The sequence below is a fragment of the Novosphingobium sp. GV079 genome (assembly GCF_003058045.1).
GTDB lineage: Bacteria > Pseudomonadota > Alphaproteobacteria > Sphingomonadales > Sphingomonadaceae > Novosphingobium > Novosphingobium capsulatum.
On sequence record NZ_QBUE01000004.1, the window covers coordinates 38,353 to 55,030 of the forward strand.

Annotated in this window: 11 protein-coding genes; 6 read left to right on the forward strand and 5 right to left on the reverse strand. The window is 64.3% G+C overall.

The annotated features are described in order from the left end of the window. Positions 1-63: 63 nt before the first annotated feature. Both C8K14_RS06090 and C8K14_RS06095 read right to left on the reverse strand, forming a co-directional pair. The gene (locus tag C8K14_RS06090; RefSeq protein ID WP_233250931.1) at positions 64-717 is read right to left on the reverse strand and encodes a class I SAM-dependent methyltransferase; all 654 of its coding nucleotides are present in this window, start codon (positions 715-717) and stop codon (positions 64-66) included. Further along, a complete protein-coding gene (locus C8K14_RS06095) occupies positions 714-1,970 on the reverse strand; it encodes a DUF3419 family protein (RefSeq protein WP_233250932.1) in 1,257 nt (418 codons plus the stop codon). Before C8K14_RS06095 ends, C8K14_RS06090 begins: the two co-directional genes overlap by 4 nt. Positions 1,971-2,173: 203 nt before the next feature. On the opposite strand from C8K14_RS06095, the gene C8K14_RS06100 reads away from it, so the two are divergent. From C8K14_RS06100 to C8K14_RS06110, 3 genes are all read left to right on the forward strand, one after another. Then, positions 2,174-3,379, forward strand: a complete 1,206-nt coding sequence (locus C8K14_RS06100; protein ID WP_107716052.1) for a saccharopine dehydrogenase family protein — start codon at positions 2,174-2,176, stop codon at positions 3,377-3,379. A gap of 190 nt (positions 3,380-3,569) precedes the next feature. Then, positions 3,570-4,766 (forward strand): carboxynorspermidine decarboxylase, encoded by a 1,197-nt coding sequence (locus C8K14_RS06105; RefSeq protein ID WP_062782725.1) that lies wholly within the window; start codon positions 3,570-3,572, stop codon positions 4,764-4,766. Between the two features lie 237 nt (positions 4,767-5,003). Next, the gene (locus C8K14_RS06110) at positions 5,004-6,209 is read left to right on the forward strand and encodes a type III PLP-dependent enzyme (RefSeq protein WP_054131081.1); all 1,206 of its coding nucleotides are present in this window, start codon (positions 5,004-5,006) and stop codon (positions 6,207-6,209) included. A 208-nt stretch (positions 6,210-6,417) separates the two neighbouring features. Here the strand turns inward: C8K14_RS06110 and C8K14_RS06115 are convergent, their stop codons facing one another. Beyond that, the gene (locus C8K14_RS06115) at positions 6,418-9,474 is read right to left on the reverse strand and encodes a TonB-dependent receptor domain-containing protein (RefSeq protein WP_233250933.1); all 3,057 of its coding nucleotides are present in this window, start codon (positions 9,472-9,474) and stop codon (positions 6,418-6,420) included. A 503-nt stretch (positions 9,475-9,977) separates the two neighbouring features. On the opposite strand from C8K14_RS06115, the gene katG reads away from it, so the two are divergent. Next, complete coding sequence (katG, locus tag C8K14_RS06120) at positions 9,978-12,245, forward strand: catalase/peroxidase HPI (RefSeq protein ID WP_107716053.1); 2,268 nt, start codon at positions 9,978-9,980, stop codon at positions 12,243-12,245. Positions 12,246-12,386: 141 nt separating this feature from the next. On the opposite strand, the gene hemA is transcribed toward katG, so the two are convergent. Together hemA and murI are read right to left on the reverse strand one after the other, a co-directional pair. Further along, a complete protein-coding gene (hemA, locus tag C8K14_RS06125) occupies positions 12,387-13,613 on the reverse strand; it encodes a 5-aminolevulinate synthase (RefSeq protein WP_107716054.1) in 1,227 nt (408 codons plus the stop codon). Between the two features lie 312 nt (positions 13,614-13,925). Continuing rightward, positions 13,926-14,756 carry a glutamate racemase gene (murI, locus tag C8K14_RS06130; protein WP_107716055.1) on the reverse strand — a complete coding sequence of 277 codons (831 nt, stop codon included), beginning with the start codon at positions 14,754-14,756 and terminating at the stop codon, positions 13,926-13,928. Positions 14,757-14,840: 84 nt separating this feature from the next. Between murI and plsY the strand changes: the two genes are divergently transcribed. After that, the gene (gene plsY, locus C8K14_RS06135) at positions 14,841-15,452 is read left to right on the forward strand and encodes a glycerol-3-phosphate 1-O-acyltransferase PlsY (RefSeq protein WP_107716056.1); all 612 of its coding nucleotides are present in this window, start codon (positions 14,841-14,843) and stop codon (positions 15,450-15,452) included. Continuing rightward, complete coding sequence (gene dprA, locus C8K14_RS06140) at positions 15,452-16,588, forward strand: DNA-processing protein DprA (RefSeq protein ID WP_107716057.1); 1,137 nt, start codon at positions 15,452-15,454, stop codon at positions 16,586-16,588. The genes plsY and dprA overlap by 1 nt, the downstream gene beginning before the upstream one ends. The last annotated feature ends 90 nt before the right edge of the window (positions 16,589-16,678 follow it).

The window sequence follows — 16,678 nt, forward strand, 5'->3', positions numbered from 1 at the left end:
CAGCCTTTCCCGGCGATATCCATGGATTGTGCGCAGGTTATCCACAGGCCTGCGCACAGGGGCTCAGCGTGACCGGGTGAGCACGATCAGGCGGTAATAGCCAAAGGCGCCGGTGTGGGTCTGGCAAGACAGGCCCTGCCGCGCGGCGATGTCCTGGGCCAGCTTGGCCAGTTCGGTGCGCGGCGTGACATGAAAGCGCGTCAGCCAGGCATGCAGCAGGCGGCGCAGCGGACCGGGCAGGCCGGCGGCATCGTGGAAATCGACGATGTGCAGCGATCCGCCCGGCGGCAGCAGGGTGGCGGCATGGGCCACGGTTTGCTGCCACGGCGGGATCATCGAGAGCGCAAACGAAATGACCACGCGATCGAACCGCGCCGTGCCGAGCAGCGCAGCCGGGTCAAAAGCGCTGGCATCGGCCAGTGCCAGGCGCGCGCCATCACCCAGCCGCGCCTGTGCGGCCCCGAGCATCTCGCGCGAGATATCGATGCCGAACAGGCGCATGCCGGGCCAGCGCCGCGCGATCATCGCCAGGTTGCGCCCGGTGCCGCAGCCCAGTTCCAGCACGCGGGCGCCGGGCGCAGCGTCCAGCCCGCGGATCAGGCGATCGCGGCCGAACAGGTAATATTTGCGCGTGATGTCATAGATGCGCACCTGGCGGCGGTAGATCGCATCCATCAGCACGCCATGCTCGCGGGCTTGCCCGGCCAGCATCGTCATGCGCGCAGTTCGTAAAGGTGGACGCCGCCATAGATCGACGAGCGATCACGCGCGGTAAAGCCGGCGCTGGCCTGCGCATAATAGGTCCAGCGATCGAGCAGGTCGGGCGCCACGCGTCCCGGCAGCAGCGTGGGTTGGGCCGCAGTGCGGAACAGCACGCGGGCGCCGGGCCGGGCAGTGCGGGTGATCTGCTGCCACAGCGCGTTGAGCTGGGCATCGGTCATCCAGTCCTGCGCATCGAGCAGGACATAGCGATCGCGCGAGGCATCGGGCAGCGTGGCGAGATGCTCGGTGAAATTGGCGTGAAGCACGGTCACGCGGCCGGCACGGGCACGCACGGCGTCCCAGTTCCCGGCCTGGAGATAGGGCGGCAGGGGCCCATCACCATCGCGGGCATAGCCACGGGCGAAGGCTTGCCAGGCGAAATAGTTGTCCTCCACCGGGAAATCGCAGGCCAGCTTTTCCAGGCGGCGGCGCAGCACCTGGGCCATGGGCTGGTCTCCCGCCAAGGCATCGAACTGCGCCGGGGGAATGCCCAGGCCAAACAGCGCGGCGGGCTGGTCGGTCAGCCAGCGCACGAAGCGCTTGTCGAACACCGGGGCCAGTTCGCGCTCGAACACGGCGCGCTGCGCCTCTTGCGTGGGGGCGGCCAGGATTTGCGCCAGGTCGATGCGATAAAGCTTGGCCAGCAGATGCGCCACGCCGATGAAGTTGCCCAGCAGCCCGCGCTTGTAGATGCCCTTGGAAAAGCCGCCGATGCGGCGCCGGCCGATCAGGTCGCGTCCTTCCCAATAGCGGCGCGTCGGCTCATCGAGCATGGGCGCAAGGTGCGCGCGATAGGCCGCGATGTTGGCCGGGCTATCCGCCTGAGCGAAAAAGCGGTGGAAGGCGGCATGGTCGGGCAGGCCTTGTGCTGCGGCCAGTTTCAGCTTGTTGAGCGCGATATGCGCGGTGTTGAGATCGACCGCCGTAATGCTTTCGGGATCGGCCACCAGATAGGACAGCACGTTGCACCCGCCGCTGGCGATCGCCACCACGCGGCTGTCGGGTCGGATCTGCAGGGCGTCCATGTCGACGTCCGGGTCTTCCCAGATCTGCGCATAGACCAGCCCGCGAAACGCCAGAGCAAAAGCATGATCGAGCAGGCGGTGGGCAACACCGGCGCCCTTGCGCACGACAGAGCGGGTGATCGGGTTGCCGGCGCCGGGTTGGCCCCGGTGGCGTTGCAGTTCCATGGTCAGTGTCTTTCCCATTCGTATGGATAGGCACCGGTTTAAGGCAGCGGCGTTGCGGTAATATGGCAAACCCGGTGGCGTACCGGGTTTCGCCCCGGTTGTGTTGCCCGCAATAGGACTTGGGTTTGTCATGTGCTTGCCCTATGGGGCCTGCCCATGATGGGTCTGCCCTGTGCCGGGCAGGCCGAATGCCCCCTGTTTTCTCGAATTATGGAGTGACCATGGCTCAGGTTCTTGTGATTGGCGCCGGCGGCGTCGGCTCGGTCGCGGTCCACAAGATGGCGATGAATGCCGATATCTTCACCGGCATCGCGCTCGCCAGCCGCACGAAGAGCAAGTGCGACGCGATTGCCGCATCGGTGAAGGAACGCACCGGTGTTGACGTGGCCACCTATCAGATCGACGCAGACGATGTGGCCGCTACCACCGCGCTGATCAACCAGGTGAAGCCCATGCTGGTGGTCAACCTGGCACTGCCGTACCAGGATCTCACGATCATGGACGCGTGCCTGGCGGCCGGCGTGCACTATATGGACACCGCCAACTACGAACCGCGCGAAGAAGCCAAGTTCGAATATAAGTGGCAGTGGGCCTATCAGGAACGCTTCAAGGAAAAGGGCCTGATGGCGCTGCTCGGTTCGGGCTTTGACCCGGGCGTGACCTCGGTGTTTGCCGGCTGGCTCAAGAAGCACAAGCTCGACACGATTCGCACGCTCGACATTCTCGATTGCAACGGCGGCGATCATGGCCAGGCCTTTGCCACCAACTTCAACCCGGAAATCAACATCCGCGAAGTGACGGCCCCGGCGCGCCACTGGCTGAATGGCGAATGGGTGGAAACCCCGGCGCTGACCATCCGCCAGCAGTTCGATTTCGAGGCCGTCGGCCCCAAGAACATGTACCTCATGTATCATGAGGAAATCGAAAGCCTGAAGACGCACCTGCCCGAAATCGAGCGCATCCGTTTCTGGATGACGTTTGGCGACGCCTATATCACGCACCTCACCGTGCTGCAGAACGTGGGCATGACGCGCATCGATCCGGTGATCTATGAAGGCAAGGAAATCATTCCCTTGCAGTTCCTCAAGGCCGTACTGCCCGAACCGGCGTCGCTGGGCGCCACCACCAAGGGCAAGACCAACATCGGTGACATTGCCACCGGCATCAAGGACGGCGTTGAAAAGACGTTCTACATCTACAACATCTGCGACCATGAAGACGCCTTTGCCGAAACCGGCAACCAGGCGATCAGCTACACCACCGGCGTTCCGGCGATGATCGGCGCGGCGCTGATGGTGCAGGGCCTGTGGAAGGGCGAGGGCGTGTTCAACATCGAACAGCTCGATCCCGATCCGTTCATGGACATGCTCAACCAGCATGGCCTGCCCTGGCAGGTGAAGGAACTGGCAGGCCCGCTGCAGTTCTGATCGCCTGATCATTCGGCGGGGTCGCGCTCCAACTGATCCCGCATTTTCGTCACCCCGGGCTTGCCCCGGGGTCCCGCTTTCTGTTTCCGGCGCGGGAGCAGCGGGACCCCGGATCAAGTCCGGGGTGACGTGTTGATTGACTGCGGGGGTCGCGGATTGTCGCCCCTGCCGAACGAAAGGCCAGTATCCCATGGAAACCAGAGCCGGTGACCCGGGCGCCTTCGCCCATTTCGATCTGTCGCGCGTCGACAGCCCAGCTTTCGTCGTCGATGTGCAGGCCCTGCGGCGTAATCTGGCAACCCTGGCGGACATTCGCGATCGGGCCGGGATCAAGGTTCTGGCTGCGCTCAAGGCCTTTTCGATGTGGCAGGTGGCGCCGGTGGTGGGCGAATACCTCGACGGCGTGTGCACGTCTGGCCTGTGGGAAGCCAAGCTGGCGGCCGAGCACTACCAGGGCGAGATCGCGACCTATTGCGCGGCCTACAAGGCGGAAGACCTGGCCGAAATCTGCGCGCTTTCGGACCATGTGATTTTCAATTCGCCGTTCCAGATTGCGCGCTTTGCCCCGGTGCTGGCGCAGGCGCGCGCTGATGGCCAGGCGTTCGACGTGGGCCTGCGGATCAATCCGCTGCACCAGGAAGGCGAAGTGCCGCGCTATGACCCGTGCGCGCCGCATTCGCGCCTGGGCTTTCCAGTGGACCAGTTGCAGCCAGAGCATCTCGGGGGCGTGTCCGGCCTGCATTTCCACACCCTGTGCGAGCAGGATTTCGAGCCGCTGCGCCGCACGTGGGAAGCGCTGCTGCCGCGCATCGCGCCGTTCCTGGGCCAGCTCAAGTGGTTGAACTTTGGCGGCGGCCACCATGTGACGCGCGCGGATTACCAGCGCGACGACCTAGTGGCTTTCCTGCGCGAGGTGAAGGCCCAGACTGGCTGTGAGATCTATCTCGAGCCCGGTGAGGCCGTGGCGCTCGACGCTGGCATCCTGGTGGGCACGGTGCTCGATCGCCATTGGAACGGCATGGACATTGCCATCACCGACATTTCGGCCACGTGCCACATGCCCGACGTGATCGAGGCACCCTATCGGCCGGCCATGCTGGGCGAGCTGCCGATCGACGAATACGAGGATGGCGCCGGCGATGCCCCGGTGCGCCTGGGCGGGCCATCGTGCCTGGCGGGCGATGTGATCGGCGACTATCGCCTGCCGGTTCCGGCCGAGCCGGGCGTGCGTTTCGCGTTCCTGGATCAGGCGCATTATTCGATGGTCAAGACGACCACGTTCAACGGGGTACCGCTGCCCTCGATCTGGCTATGGGACAGCGGAGCGGACACGCTCAAGCTGGTGCGCCGGTTTGCCTATGAAGATTTCCGCGACCGGCTGAGCTGACCGGAGAATATCTCTTCAAAACAGTCTGTTGCCTGCTCCCGTCGAGGTGCTGTCTGCGCCCGGACGGGGCGGGGGTGCGTCAGTCCGAGGCTGGCACTGTGACAGATTTGTGAAAGGGGGATTTTTTCGCTTGAAGTTCGCCCCCTGAGCCTTATTTAGCGCTTCCTCGCTGCCCCATGGGGACTTCCAAACCGCAAGGCAGCTTTCGTTCCACGTTCCGTTTGGGGGTCCCTTGAGTTGCACATTCATCCTGATGCACGGGCTGTAGTTCGCGCCACCGCGCCTGACCAACCCGCCATTTTGAACCGCCCGCATGCAGCAGCGCGCGCAGCCCGCTTCTTTGTTGAGAAGTTTCCGGGCAAGTCGCTCTATGCTGTCAAAGCGAACCCCTCTCCTGACCTCCTGCGCATCCTCTGGGACGCTGGTGTCACGCACTATGACGTAGCCTCGATCACCGAGGTCAAGCTGGTGCGCGCCACGCTGCCGCAAGCTACGCTGTGCTTCATGCACCCGGTCAAGGCGCCGCGCGCCATTGCCGAGGCCTATCACGTCCATGGCGTGCGCACGTTCAGCCTCGACTCGCTCGACGAATTGGAAAAAATCCGGGAAGCGACCAATGGCGCCACCGATCTCACGCTCTGCGTGCGCTTGCGCGTATCGTCCGAGCATTCGGAACTGAGCCTGGCGTCGAAGTTCGGCGTCGACCTGGTCGATGCGCGTGAACTGCTGCAGCAGACCCGCCAGTTGGCCGATTGCCTGGGCGTGTGCTTCCACGTGGGCAGCCAGGCGATGAGCCCGCATGCCTATGTGCTGGCGCTGGAAAAGGCCCGTGCCGCGATCGTCGATGCTGCCGTGACGGTGGACATCATCGACGTCGGCGGGGGCTTCCCGTCGGTCTATCCCGGCATGGAGCCGCCGCCGCTCGAAGATTACTTCGCGCTGATCGACCGTACCTACGAATCGCTGCCGGTGTCCTATTCGGCCGAACTGTGGTGCGAGCCGGGCCGTGCGCTGTGCGCGGAATACAACTCGATCATCGTGCGCGTGGAAAAGCGCCGCGAGAACGAACTGTTCATCAACGACGGCGCCTATGGCGCGCTGTTTGATGCCGCACACGTGGGCTGGCGCTTTCCGGTGCGCCTGCTGCGCGAGGCCGACAACGATGCTGCTGGCAGTGTCGAGGCGCAGGATTTCAGCTTCTACGGCCCCACCTGCGACGACATGGACTTCATGGAAGGGCCGTTCCCGCTGCCCGGCGATGTCCGCGCCGGCGACTATATCGAGATCGGCATGCTCGGTGCCTATGGCGCGGCGATGAAGACCGCGTTCAATGGCTTTGAAGCAGTGGAAACCTACACCGTGGCGGACGAGCCGATGGCCAGCCAGTACAACGGCAGCCGTCGCCACCTGCGCACCGGCGACAACGTGGTTTCGCTGCGCTGAAAATATGAAACCGGCGGATTGCGGTCCGCCGGTTCATTTTTGCGTCATGTTGCAATCGATATAATTTGCCCACAACCCGAGTCCAATCGGGTCGCAACCCAGAAAAAAGGCCCCGTCGATCGCATCGGCGGGGCCTTTTTTGTTGTGCAGTATGGGGCGTTGCGGCCCGTGCTGCATGGCGGCCGAAACCGCCACGCAGCCGTGGTCATCAGAACTTGATGCCAGCCGTAACGCGCATGTAGCGGCCCATCACAGCGTCGTAGTAACGGGTGGAAACCGAACTTCCGAGGCCATACGGGAAGGGCACGCTGCGGTTGAACACGTTGTTGACGTTGAAGCGCAGGCTGAAACGGTCGTTGACGTTGAAGCCGAGTGCGCTGTTAAACAGCACATAGGCGCCCACGCGCGGGTACTGATAGACCGTGTCAGGCGAATTCACCGCAACCTTGGCCGGCCCATAATACGTGGCCTGCCACATCCAGTTGATCGACTTGGTGGCCCAGACTGCCGTTGCCGTGAAGTTGTCGGTCGGTTCGGCAACGCCGCCTACCGTCTTGGTGAAATCGCCTTCACCGATCTGATAGTAGTGGCGGAAGGTATGCAGGTAGTTCACGTCGAACAGCAGTGCACCGGCCGACGAAGGCAGGCCGAGGCGGGTAAGTGGGAGGTCCCACTTGGCCGAAGTCTGCAGGGCACGGAACACTTCCAGACCGATGTTGTAGTTGCCTTCGGCAAAGCTGGTGACTTGGCCGGCAGCATTGCGCGTGAACGTGCTGCAATACGGGCTGCTACCCGAGGCCGAATCGTAGCACGCGTTCATCAGATCGGTCAGGCTGAGCGTGGCGATCTCGTTCTTGAGCTTGATGTTCACGTAGTCTGACGTGACGGTCAGGCCCGGCAGGAAGCTGGGCTGGAACACGCCACCCACGGTCCAGCTGTTCGCCACTTCGTTGCGCAGGCCGGGGTTGCCGCCCGACGTACCCTGAGCGGTATAATCCACAACGTTGGAGGTGAAGTTGGCGGGAATGCCGGCGGCAGCGCAGTTGGCGGCACGGCGCGTCGGGTTGGGGCCCTGGTTGATGTAGCGCGCGTCGCACGGGTCGTTGCCGGTGTCGAAGATCGAGCCGACCGGCGCAAACAGTTCGGTGATCGACGGCGCGCGGAACGAACGGGTGTAGTTGCCGCGCAGCGTCAGGGCCTTGACCGGCGCGTAGGTGGCGCCACCGGTATAGGTCCAGAAACCGCCGGCGATGCTGTTCTTCACATAGCGGCCCGCCCCGTTGACTTCGAGGCGATAGACGGCCGGCACCGCATTATCGGGCGAGATGAAGGGCAGGCTGATTTCGCCGAACGCTTCGTTGGTGTTGTAGCTGCCCGCCACCGGATCGATCGGAATCGAGTTGCCGTACTGCGTGCGCGTGCCATCGCCATTGTCCTGGCCGTAGTAGAACGCACCCGGATCGAAACGTGCGCTTTCATAGCGGTGCTCGTAACCCAGCACGAACTTGGCAAAGCCGCCTGGCAGCTTGACGAGATCGCCCTTGATGTCGGCGATGATGTCAGACTGCTTGTTGATCTGGCGGGTGGTGGCCTGCGTGGTGACGTAGTCGAGCGCTGCCTTGCTGGCGTTGCCATTGCCAAAGATGTTCAGCGGCGCACAAGTGGAGCTGAACGTGGCAATCGCGGCGTTGGTATAGCCCGGGCGGCAAATGATGTTGCCGCTGCCGTCGGTGGTGGCATCGAGCGCATTAAAGAAGTTCTGCGTGACGATCTCGCGCGAGGTCGTGCGCGAAATGGTTCGGCCATAGGTGCCGTTGATTTCCCACGTGAACTTGCGTTCGCCAGCCTCGATATCGCCCGTCACGCCGCCCACGAAGCGCAGCAGGTCGCTGCTCGTGCGGAACGAGCCGGTGGACAGGTCGGTATTGGCACGCGACATGTAGAACTGGCTCGGGTCAGCCCCGGCGGCGGTCAGGTTGTTGATGATCGTCGCGCGGTCGGCGGCGCTCAGGAACGGGTTGGCCGTGCTCAGGATCAGGTTGCCGTTGGTGTCACCGGCATTGCCGAAACCGGCATAGTTGTAGAACGGCTGACCCGCGGTGTTCGACGCATAGTTGCGGCTGAACCACACTTCACCGTTGAAGCGGATGCTGTCGCTGATGTCATAGTGGGCCAGCAGCGTGCCCTGATAGCGTTCAGAGGCCACCAGGAAGTTGCTGTAGTCGCCGATGGCAAAGCCGTCGCCACCCGCCTGATAGATGGAACTGCCGGTACGCTGACCGTTCTGGAACGGCACCAGTTGCCCGGCGCGGTTGAACACCAGCGCCTGACCGGCTGCATTGGTGATTGCCGAAACGGGGGTCGTGCCCAAGATCGGGTAGTAATCCTCGACCATCGGCATGCCGGTGTTGGTGAACACGTTGTAGTGACGGCCGCCGCCATAGAGCTGGTACGCATAGCTCGCCGGCTTGACTGAGGTGCCGAAGAACGACGCCGAGCCGCCGTAGGTCGTCGGACGCTGCGCGCCGGTGATGCCGTTCTGGTTGTCGTAATAGAAGTTGGCAGTGATGTTGCCACGGCCGTCGGCAAAGTTCTTCCCGGCCAGCACCGAGAAGTTGTAATCCTGGCCATCGCCATACTTTGACAGGCCGTAGGAGCCATTGGCTTCGACGCCGTCGTAGTTCTTCTTCAACAGGATGTTGACGGTACCGGCGATCGCGTCGGAGCCATAGATCGGCGCACCGCCGACCGAGACGACTTCGATGCGGTCAACCAGGCTCGGCGCGATCTGGCCTAGGTCCACCGGGCTACCGGCGACGGCGCCGAAGATCGAGGTGGTCGCCGGGCTGACGAAGCGCATGCCGTTGACGAGGGTGAGCGTGCGCTGCGAACCCAGGTTATAGAGGTTGGCAAAGGTCTGGCCGGCGCCGAAGCTGCCCTGGTCACCGGCGACGCTGTTGCCCGGAACGCCGAAGCCCGGCAGCTGCTGCAGCGCCTGGCCCACGTTGGTATAGCCGCGCTGCTCGATCAGGTCGCTGCCGAGCGTGGCCACGGGCTGGTCGGTGATCGGCGCGCGGGTGATGCGCGAACCGGTGACGACGATTTCGGCATCGGACGCGTCGGCCGGTGCAGCCTGTTCCGCCGAGGCGGGGGCCGCGTCGGTGGATTGTGCGTGCGCCACGCCGGCCAGGGTCAGAGGAACAAGGAATGACGCCGTAGCTGCCAAGGCACGCATGCGGCGCTGCGAAAAAGTAGTCGCGGCCATAAAGCCCCCGTTTGTTGCAAGTGCGACCAAACTCGCGTGGGAGGTATCAAAACGCAACTGTTTTGCGCCAATTCGATCAATGGCTTGTCCGGGTGTTGCAGCCAGGTTACACCCTGGCCTTTGGGGCAATACTGCGGCATTCGTTCGCAACAGACGGCATCGCTCGCGCGCTGCAACGCACGTGGCTGCACCTTGGTTCCCGCTCTTTTTCGCATGATCGATTTCGGCAATCTTTGTGACCGGATAAATCTGTTTCCGCCAAACCGCGAATTGCGGAAAGACACACCCTGAACTCGTGATGAAGGGAAAGTGTATTTGCAATGCCGGGATGACATGATCTGAAATCTACGAAATTGCTGTTTCAGGCCCGTCATCAGGCATTTTGCCTGATGGCCACGTTCGTTCTTTTGTTCTGAATATATTCGGAAACAATTCATGTCGCATGCGATCGCGTTTGCGGCAGCGCTTATGCTTGTCTTACTAAAACGCAGGAGATTGTTGCAATGCGTCATATTCATCGCTCGCTGGGCGCTTTGTGTCTGGCGATGACTGCCCCTTGGGGCACATCGCTGGCCCATGCCGAAGCAACCGCTCCCGCTGGGGCTGCGCCTGCGGCCATGGCTGCCAGCGACACGGCCACCACCAACAAGGACTGGTGGCCGGCTCGGCTCGACCTGTCGCCGCTGCGCCAGAATGACGTGAAATCGAATCCCTATGGCGCCGATTTCGACTATGCCGCTGCGTTCAAGACGCTCGATCTGGCGGCGGTGAAGGCCGATATCGCCAAGGTGTTGACCACGTCTCAGCCGTGGTGGCCGGCCGACTATGGCAACTATGGCCCGTTCTTCATCCGCATGGCCTGGCACAGCGCCGGCACCTATCGCACGGTCGATGGTCGTGGCGGATCGGCCGGCGGCGAACAGCGCTTTGATCCGCAGAATTCCTGGCCTGACAACGCCAACCTCGACAAGGCGCGCCGCCTGCTCTGGCCGATCAAGCAGAAGTATGGCCGCAAGATCTCGTGGGGCGATCTCATGGTGCTGACCGGCAACGTCGCGCTGGAGCAGATGGGCTTCAAGACCCTGGGCTTTGCCGGTGGCCGCGTCGATGCGTGGGAGCCGGACATGGTGTTTTGGGGCAGCGAGAAGAAGTGGCTCGACGGGGCGAACAGCCGCATCGGCGCCAATGGCCAGCTCAAGGGGCCGCTTGCCGCCGTGCAGATGGGCCTGATCTATGTGAACCCCGAAGGACCGGGCGGCAATCCCGATCCGATCGCGGCGGCGGCCGATATCCGCCGCGCCTTTGGCCGCATGGCAATGAACGACGAGGAAACCGTGGCGTTGATCGCCGGCGGTCACACTTTTGGCAAGGCGCATGGCGCGCACAAGCCCGACGAGTGCACCGGCCCGCAGCCGGCTGCTGCCCCGGTGGAAGACCAGGGCATCGGCTGGAAGAACAAGTGTGGCAAGGGCAACGCCGAAGATACCGTGACCAGCGGGTTGGAAGGCGCATGGTCAGCCAATCCGATCGCGTTCACCACGCAGTATCTCGACAACCTGTTCGGGTTTGACTGGGTGCTGACGACCAGCCCGGCCGGCGCCAAGCAGTGGACGCCCAAGAACGCCAAGGACGTGCAGATCGTGCCCGATGCGCACCTGGCTGGCGTGACTCACGCACCGATGATGTTCACCACCGATATCGCGGTGAAGGAAGACCCTGGCTTTCGCGCGATTGCGCTCAAGTTCCGCAAGGACCCGCAGGCGTTTGCCGATGCCTTTGCCCGCGCCTGGTTCAAGCTGACCCACCGCGACATGGGCCCCAAGGGCCGCTACATCGGCCCTGACGTGCCCGCGCAATCGTTCCTGTGGCAAGATCCGCTGCCCAAGGCCGATTACGCCATGATCGATGCCGGTGACGTAGCCAAGCTCAAGGCGCAGATCCTGGCGAGCGGGCTGGGCCAGCGTGAACTGATCCGCGCCGCCTGGGCTTCGGCCAGCACGTTCCGCAGCACCGACATGCGCGGCGGCGCCAATGGTGCGCGCATTCGCCTGAACCCCGAAAAAGCCTGGGCGGTCAACGATCCGGCCGAGCTTGACGCGGTGCTGGCCAAGCTGGCGGCAATCCAGGCCGGCTTCAACAAGACCGCACCGGGCGGCAAGAAGGTGAGCTTGGCCGATCTGATCGTGCTGGGCGGCAATGCGGCGGTGGAACAGGCCGCAGCCAAGGGCGGCGTCGCGCTGGCGCTGCCGTTCACGCCAGGCCGTGTCGATGCCAGCCAGGCGCAGACCGATCCGGCCAGCTTTGCCGTGCTCGAACCCGTGGCTGATCCGTTCCGCAACTATTACGATACCCCGTCGAACTGGCAGGGCCCGGCCGAAGCCATGGTGGACAAAGCCGATATGCTGGGCCTGAGCGTGCCGGAAATGACTGTGCTGCTGGGCGGGATGCGCGCGCTTGACGCCAATACCGGCCATTCGGCCAATGGCGTGCTCACTGCCAAGCCGGGCACGTTGAGCAATGATTTCTTCGTCAACCTGCTCGACATGGGCACGGTGTGGAAGAAGTCTGACAAGGCAGCGGGCCTCTATGAAGGCAGCGACCGTGCCAGCGGCAAGCCGCGCTGGACCGCCACCACGGTGGACCTGATCTTTGGCTCCAATTCCGAACTGCGCGCCGTGGCCGAAGCCTATGCCATGGACGATGCCAAGGAACAGTTCGTGCGCGATTTCGGCGCGGCTTGGACCAAGGTGATGAACGCGGATCGGTTCTGATGTGATCGGGGGTGAGGGGGCCAGGCTTCGGCTTGGCTTCCACCACCCCCAAACCCCCTTCTCTGAAGAGGATGGGGCTTAAAGAAAAAGGCCCCCGGATTGCGGTCCGGGGGCCTTTTTCTGTGTTTGCGGATGAAAGCGTCAGGCGGCCTGGCGCTGCGACATTTCCAGTTCAAGCCGTTCCCAGATTTCCACCAGGGCTTGCGTCAGGTCGCGCATCATTGCCTCGGTGTGGGCCGGGCCAGGGGTGAAGCGCAGGCGCTCGGTTCCGCGTGGCACGGTGGGGAAATTGATCGGCTGAACATAGACGCCGTATTCCGCGAGGAGGATGTCCGACACCTTCTTGGCGCGCACCGGATCGCCAACCATCAGCGGGACGATGTGCGTGGTGCTGTCCATCACCGGCAGGCCGGCATCGCGGAACAGCTGCTTGAGCGTGGCGGCAGCGGCCTGCTGGGCGTTGCGTTCGTCGCTCGATGCCTTGAGGTGGCGAACCGAGGCGAGCACGCCGGCCACGAGCACCGGCGAGAGTGAAGTGGTGAAGATGAAGCCCGGAGCGTAGGAGCGGATCACGTCGATGATCCGGCTGTCGGCTGCGATATAGCCGCCCATCACGCCAAAGGCCTTGCCCAGCGTGCCCTCGATGATGTCGATGCGGTGGGCCGCGTTGTCGCGGTCGGTGATGCCGCCGCCGCGCGGGCCATACATGCCCACGGCGTGGACTTCGTCGATGTAGGTGAGGGCGTTGTACTTGTCCGCCAGGTCGCATATCGCGTGGATCGGGGCGACGTCGCCGTCCATCGAATAGACGCTTTCAAACGCGATCAGCTTAGGCACGGCGGGATCGGTTTCCGCCAGAAGCTCTTCCAGATGCTCCAGGTCGTTGTGACGGAACACGCGCTTTTCCGCGCCGGAATTGCGGATGCCGGCGATCATGCTGGCATGGTTGAGTTCGTCGGAAAAGATCACGCAGCCCGGCAGTATCTTGGCCAGGGTGGACAGCGTCGCGTCGTTCGAGACATAGCCCGAGGTGAACAGCAGCGCGCCCTGCTTGCCATGGAGATCAGCCAGCTCGTTTTCGAGATCGACGTGATAGTGGGTGTTGCCGCCGATGTTGCGGGTGCCGCCAGAGCCAGCACCGACATCGTGCAGCGCTTCTTCCATGGCGGCGATCACCTTGGGGTGCTGCCCCATGGCGAGGTAATCGTTGGAGCACCACACGGTGATCGGCTTGGGGCCGTTGTGGCCGGCAAAGCAGCGCGCGTTGGGATAGGCGCCCTTGTTGCGCAGGATGTCGATGAAAACGCGATAACGACCTTCGGAGTGCAGGCGATCGATGGCAGCATCAAAAATCTGGTCGTAGTTCACTGCTTGCTGCTCCTTCGTTCCTGCAGCTGACCGGCTGGGCCCGGATTGCCTCGCGATGAAGCACTGCCAGGCGGCCGCGTCTTTGTCTTATCGCAACAAAATCCCATCCTGCGGTGAATGCACGGGTTGGATAATGCCACATCGTTGTTGTGCGCCCGCCACCTCTCTCCCAAAAGGCGTTTGTCGCGGGTTGCCAGGCGCTTCTACTCCCCGCGATAAAGTCTTGCCAAGTGACTTTTGCGGTTTGAGTGATCGAAGCGATTGCACTTTAGGTCAATGCGGCAAAATGCCCCAGGCGGCGCGCCGCAACGCTCAAGCCTTGCCCACCTGACCAAGGCCATGTGCCGCCAGCGTGGGCGCCAGTTCGGCCACGGCATCGTCAAGGCGGGTGAACAGCGCAAGGTCGGGCACGCGGCGGGCAAATTCCTGGCCCTGGGTGAGGAACGCGATGCGCCGGGCGATGCCGTCAGACCCGTCGATGAAGCGTACGCCAGGCCCGAATGCTTTGCCCAGCTCGGCCTCTACCAACGGGAAATGCGTGCAGGCCAGCACAACGGTATCGATCTGGGCGCCGCCCGGCTGTTCGCGCAGGGCCTGGGCTGCTGCGGCAAACACAGCGGGATCAACCGCATGGCCCCGCAATTGCGCCTCTGCTGCGGCAACCAGTTCGGGCGCCCCGTGCCGCAGCAGGCGCTTGTCGGCGGCAAATTCTGCCTCCAGCCGATCGACATAGCCCTGGCGGATGGTGGCCTGCGTGCCGAGCAGGCCGATCACGCCGGTCCGGGTCATCGCGGCGGCGGGCTTGATCGCCGGCACCGTGCCCACGATCGGCACCTCCAGCACTTCGCGCACCGAAGCCAGCGCAATGGTCGAGGCCGTGTTGCAGGCAATGCACACCAGGCGCGGACGCAGCCGCTCGGTCAAGCGGCCGAGCAGGCCCGATACCCGCGCGGCGATCTGTGCCTCGGTCTTGGTGCCATAGGGCAGGCCCGCATTATCAGCCACATAGATCACCGGCGCCTGGGGCAGGACCTGGCGCAGCTTGGCCAGCACTGACAGCCCGCCGACGCCGGAATCGAACATCAGGATCGGCGCGTCGGCCGGCGGAATGGCTGGATCGGAAGTGGTGGCGGCAGCGGTCATGGCCGCGCTTGTAGCGATAACGGTGGTAAAAAGGGAGGGCGTGGCACCTTTCGATTGTGCGCAACCACGGCTAAGAGCGGCGGCGTGACCCATGACCTTGCCCTTCCGGCCTGCATTCTGGCCTATCTGCTCGGCGCGATTCCCTTCGGCCTGATCCTCACCCGGCTGACTGGGGCGGGCGATCTGCGCGCGATCGGATCGGGCAATATCGGCGCCACCAACGTCTTGCGCACCGGGCGCAAGGGGCTGGCGGCCAGCACGCTGCTGCTCGATCTGCTCAAGGGCAGCGTGGCGGTGTGGCTGGCCCGCGCCTATGCCCCCGGCACCGAGGCGCTGGTCGCGCTGGCGGCGGTGATCGGCCACTGTTTCCCGCTGTGGCTGCGCTTCAAGGGCGGCAAGGGCGTGGCGACCACCATGGGCGTGGCACTGGGCCTGGCCTGGCCGATTGGGCTGGCTTATGCCGTGGTGTGGCTGGGCATGCTGGCGCTGGTGCGGATTTCCTCGGTCGGCGGCATGTCCGCCGTGGTGGTGGCCCCTCTGGCCGCATTGGCCATCGGGCGCAGCGATTATGCGCTGGTGCTGGCCGTGATCGCCGCGCTGGTGATCTTCCTGCACCGTGCCAATATTGCCCGCCTGCTCGCTGGAACCGAGCCGAAGATCGGCGGCAAGAAGCCTACTGGCAAGGACGCTGCCTGATGGCCAGCGCGGACGAAGCTGCGGCGCTGCCGCTTTCGTCCGACGAGGCGCTGGCACGGCTGCGGCTGCTGCGCTCGCCCAACGTGGGGCCGGTTTCCTATTACCAGTTGCTGCGCCGCTTTGGCAGCGCCGGCGCTGCGGTGGAGGCTTTGCCCAGCCTGGCGGCGCGGGGCGGGGCGCCCTATCGCCCGGCCGATGTGGCGCGCATCGCGGCAGAGGCGTCCAGGGTGCGCGCGCTGGGTGGACGCTATCTCTTTCATGATTCGCCGCACTATCCCGCGCTTTTGGCGCAGACCGACACGCCGCCACCGATCCTGACGATGCAGGGCGATGGAGCATTGCTGGCGCGGCCGGCGGTGGCGCTGGTGGGCGCGCGCAATGCTTCAGCGGGGGCGATGCGCCTGGCGCGCGAATTTGGCGCGGCGCTGGCGGCGGCCGGCTTTGCCGTGGTTTCCGGGCTGGCGCGCGGGGTGGATGGCGCCGCGCACCAGGGCGCCTTGCTGCCCGATGTAGCGGCCGGCGGCGGCGGCACCATCGGCGTGATTGCCGGTGGGCTCGACAGTATCTACCCGCCCGAACATGCCGCGTTGCAGGCGCAGATCGTGGCGCAGGGCGTGCTGCTGGCAGAAATGCCGCCGGGCACCGAGCCACAGGCGCGCCATTTCCCCCGCCGCAACCGCATCATCGCCGGCCTGTGCGCCGGCACGGTGGTGGTGGAAGCCGCGCCTAAGTCGGGCTCGCTGATCACCGCGCGGCTGGCCGCAGAAGCGGGGCGGGAGATCATGGCCATTCCGGGCTCCCCCCTCGACAGCCGCAGCCAGGGCTGCAACCAGTTGATCCGCGAGGGCGCGATCCTGGTGCAGAGCCCGGCCGACGTGATCGAACTGCTCGAAAGCTTTACCGGCACGCCGCGCTCCACTTTTCACGAAGCAGCCGCGCCCGTGGCGCTCGACAGCGCGCCGGCCGACGATGCGCCGGCCGATATCGTCGCTTTGCTCGGCACCGCGCCGGTTGGCGTGGATGAACTGGTGCGGCTGAGCGGCGCGCCGGCCGGATCGGTGCAACTGGCGCTGATCGAACTGGAATTGGCCGGGCGCCTGCTGCGCCATGCCGGGGGGAGGGTGTCGCTTGCCTGAGCGCCTGCCTGCACGCACGCCTGAACCGTCGCTGAAAATCGGGGGCTTGACGCCACCGTCCAACCGCCCCCACCCTCATACGCACGTATA

Coding starts and splice junctions, on each gene's coding strand:
- dprA (WP_107716057.1), top strand. CDS start 15,452: ATGGCCAGCGCGGACGAAGCTGCGGCGCTGCCGCTTTCGTCCGACGAG.
- C8K14_RS06115 (WP_233250933.1), bottom strand. CDS start 9,474: ATGGCCGCGACTACTTTTTCGCAGCGCCGCATGCGTGCCTTGGCAGCT.
- katG (WP_107716053.1), top strand. CDS start 9,978: ATGCGTCATATTCATCGCTCGCTGGGCGCTTTGTGTCTGGCGATGACT.
- C8K14_RS06095 (WP_233250932.1), bottom strand. CDS start 1,970: ATGGGAAAGACACTGACCATGGAACTGCAACGCCACCGGGGCCAACCC.
- C8K14_RS06090 (WP_233250931.1), bottom strand. CDS start 717: ATGACGATGCTGGCCGGGCAAGCCCGCGAGCATGGCGTGCTGATGGAT.
- murI (WP_107716055.1), bottom strand. CDS start 14,756: ATGACCGCTGCCGCCACCACTTCCGATCCAGCCATTCCGCCGGCCGAC.
- C8K14_RS06100 (WP_107716052.1), top strand. CDS start 2,174: ATGGCTCAGGTTCTTGTGATTGGCGCCGGCGGCGTCGGCTCGGTCGCG.
- C8K14_RS06105 (WP_062782725.1), top strand. CDS start 3,570: ATGGAAACCAGAGCCGGTGACCCGGGCGCCTTCGCCCATTTCGATCTG.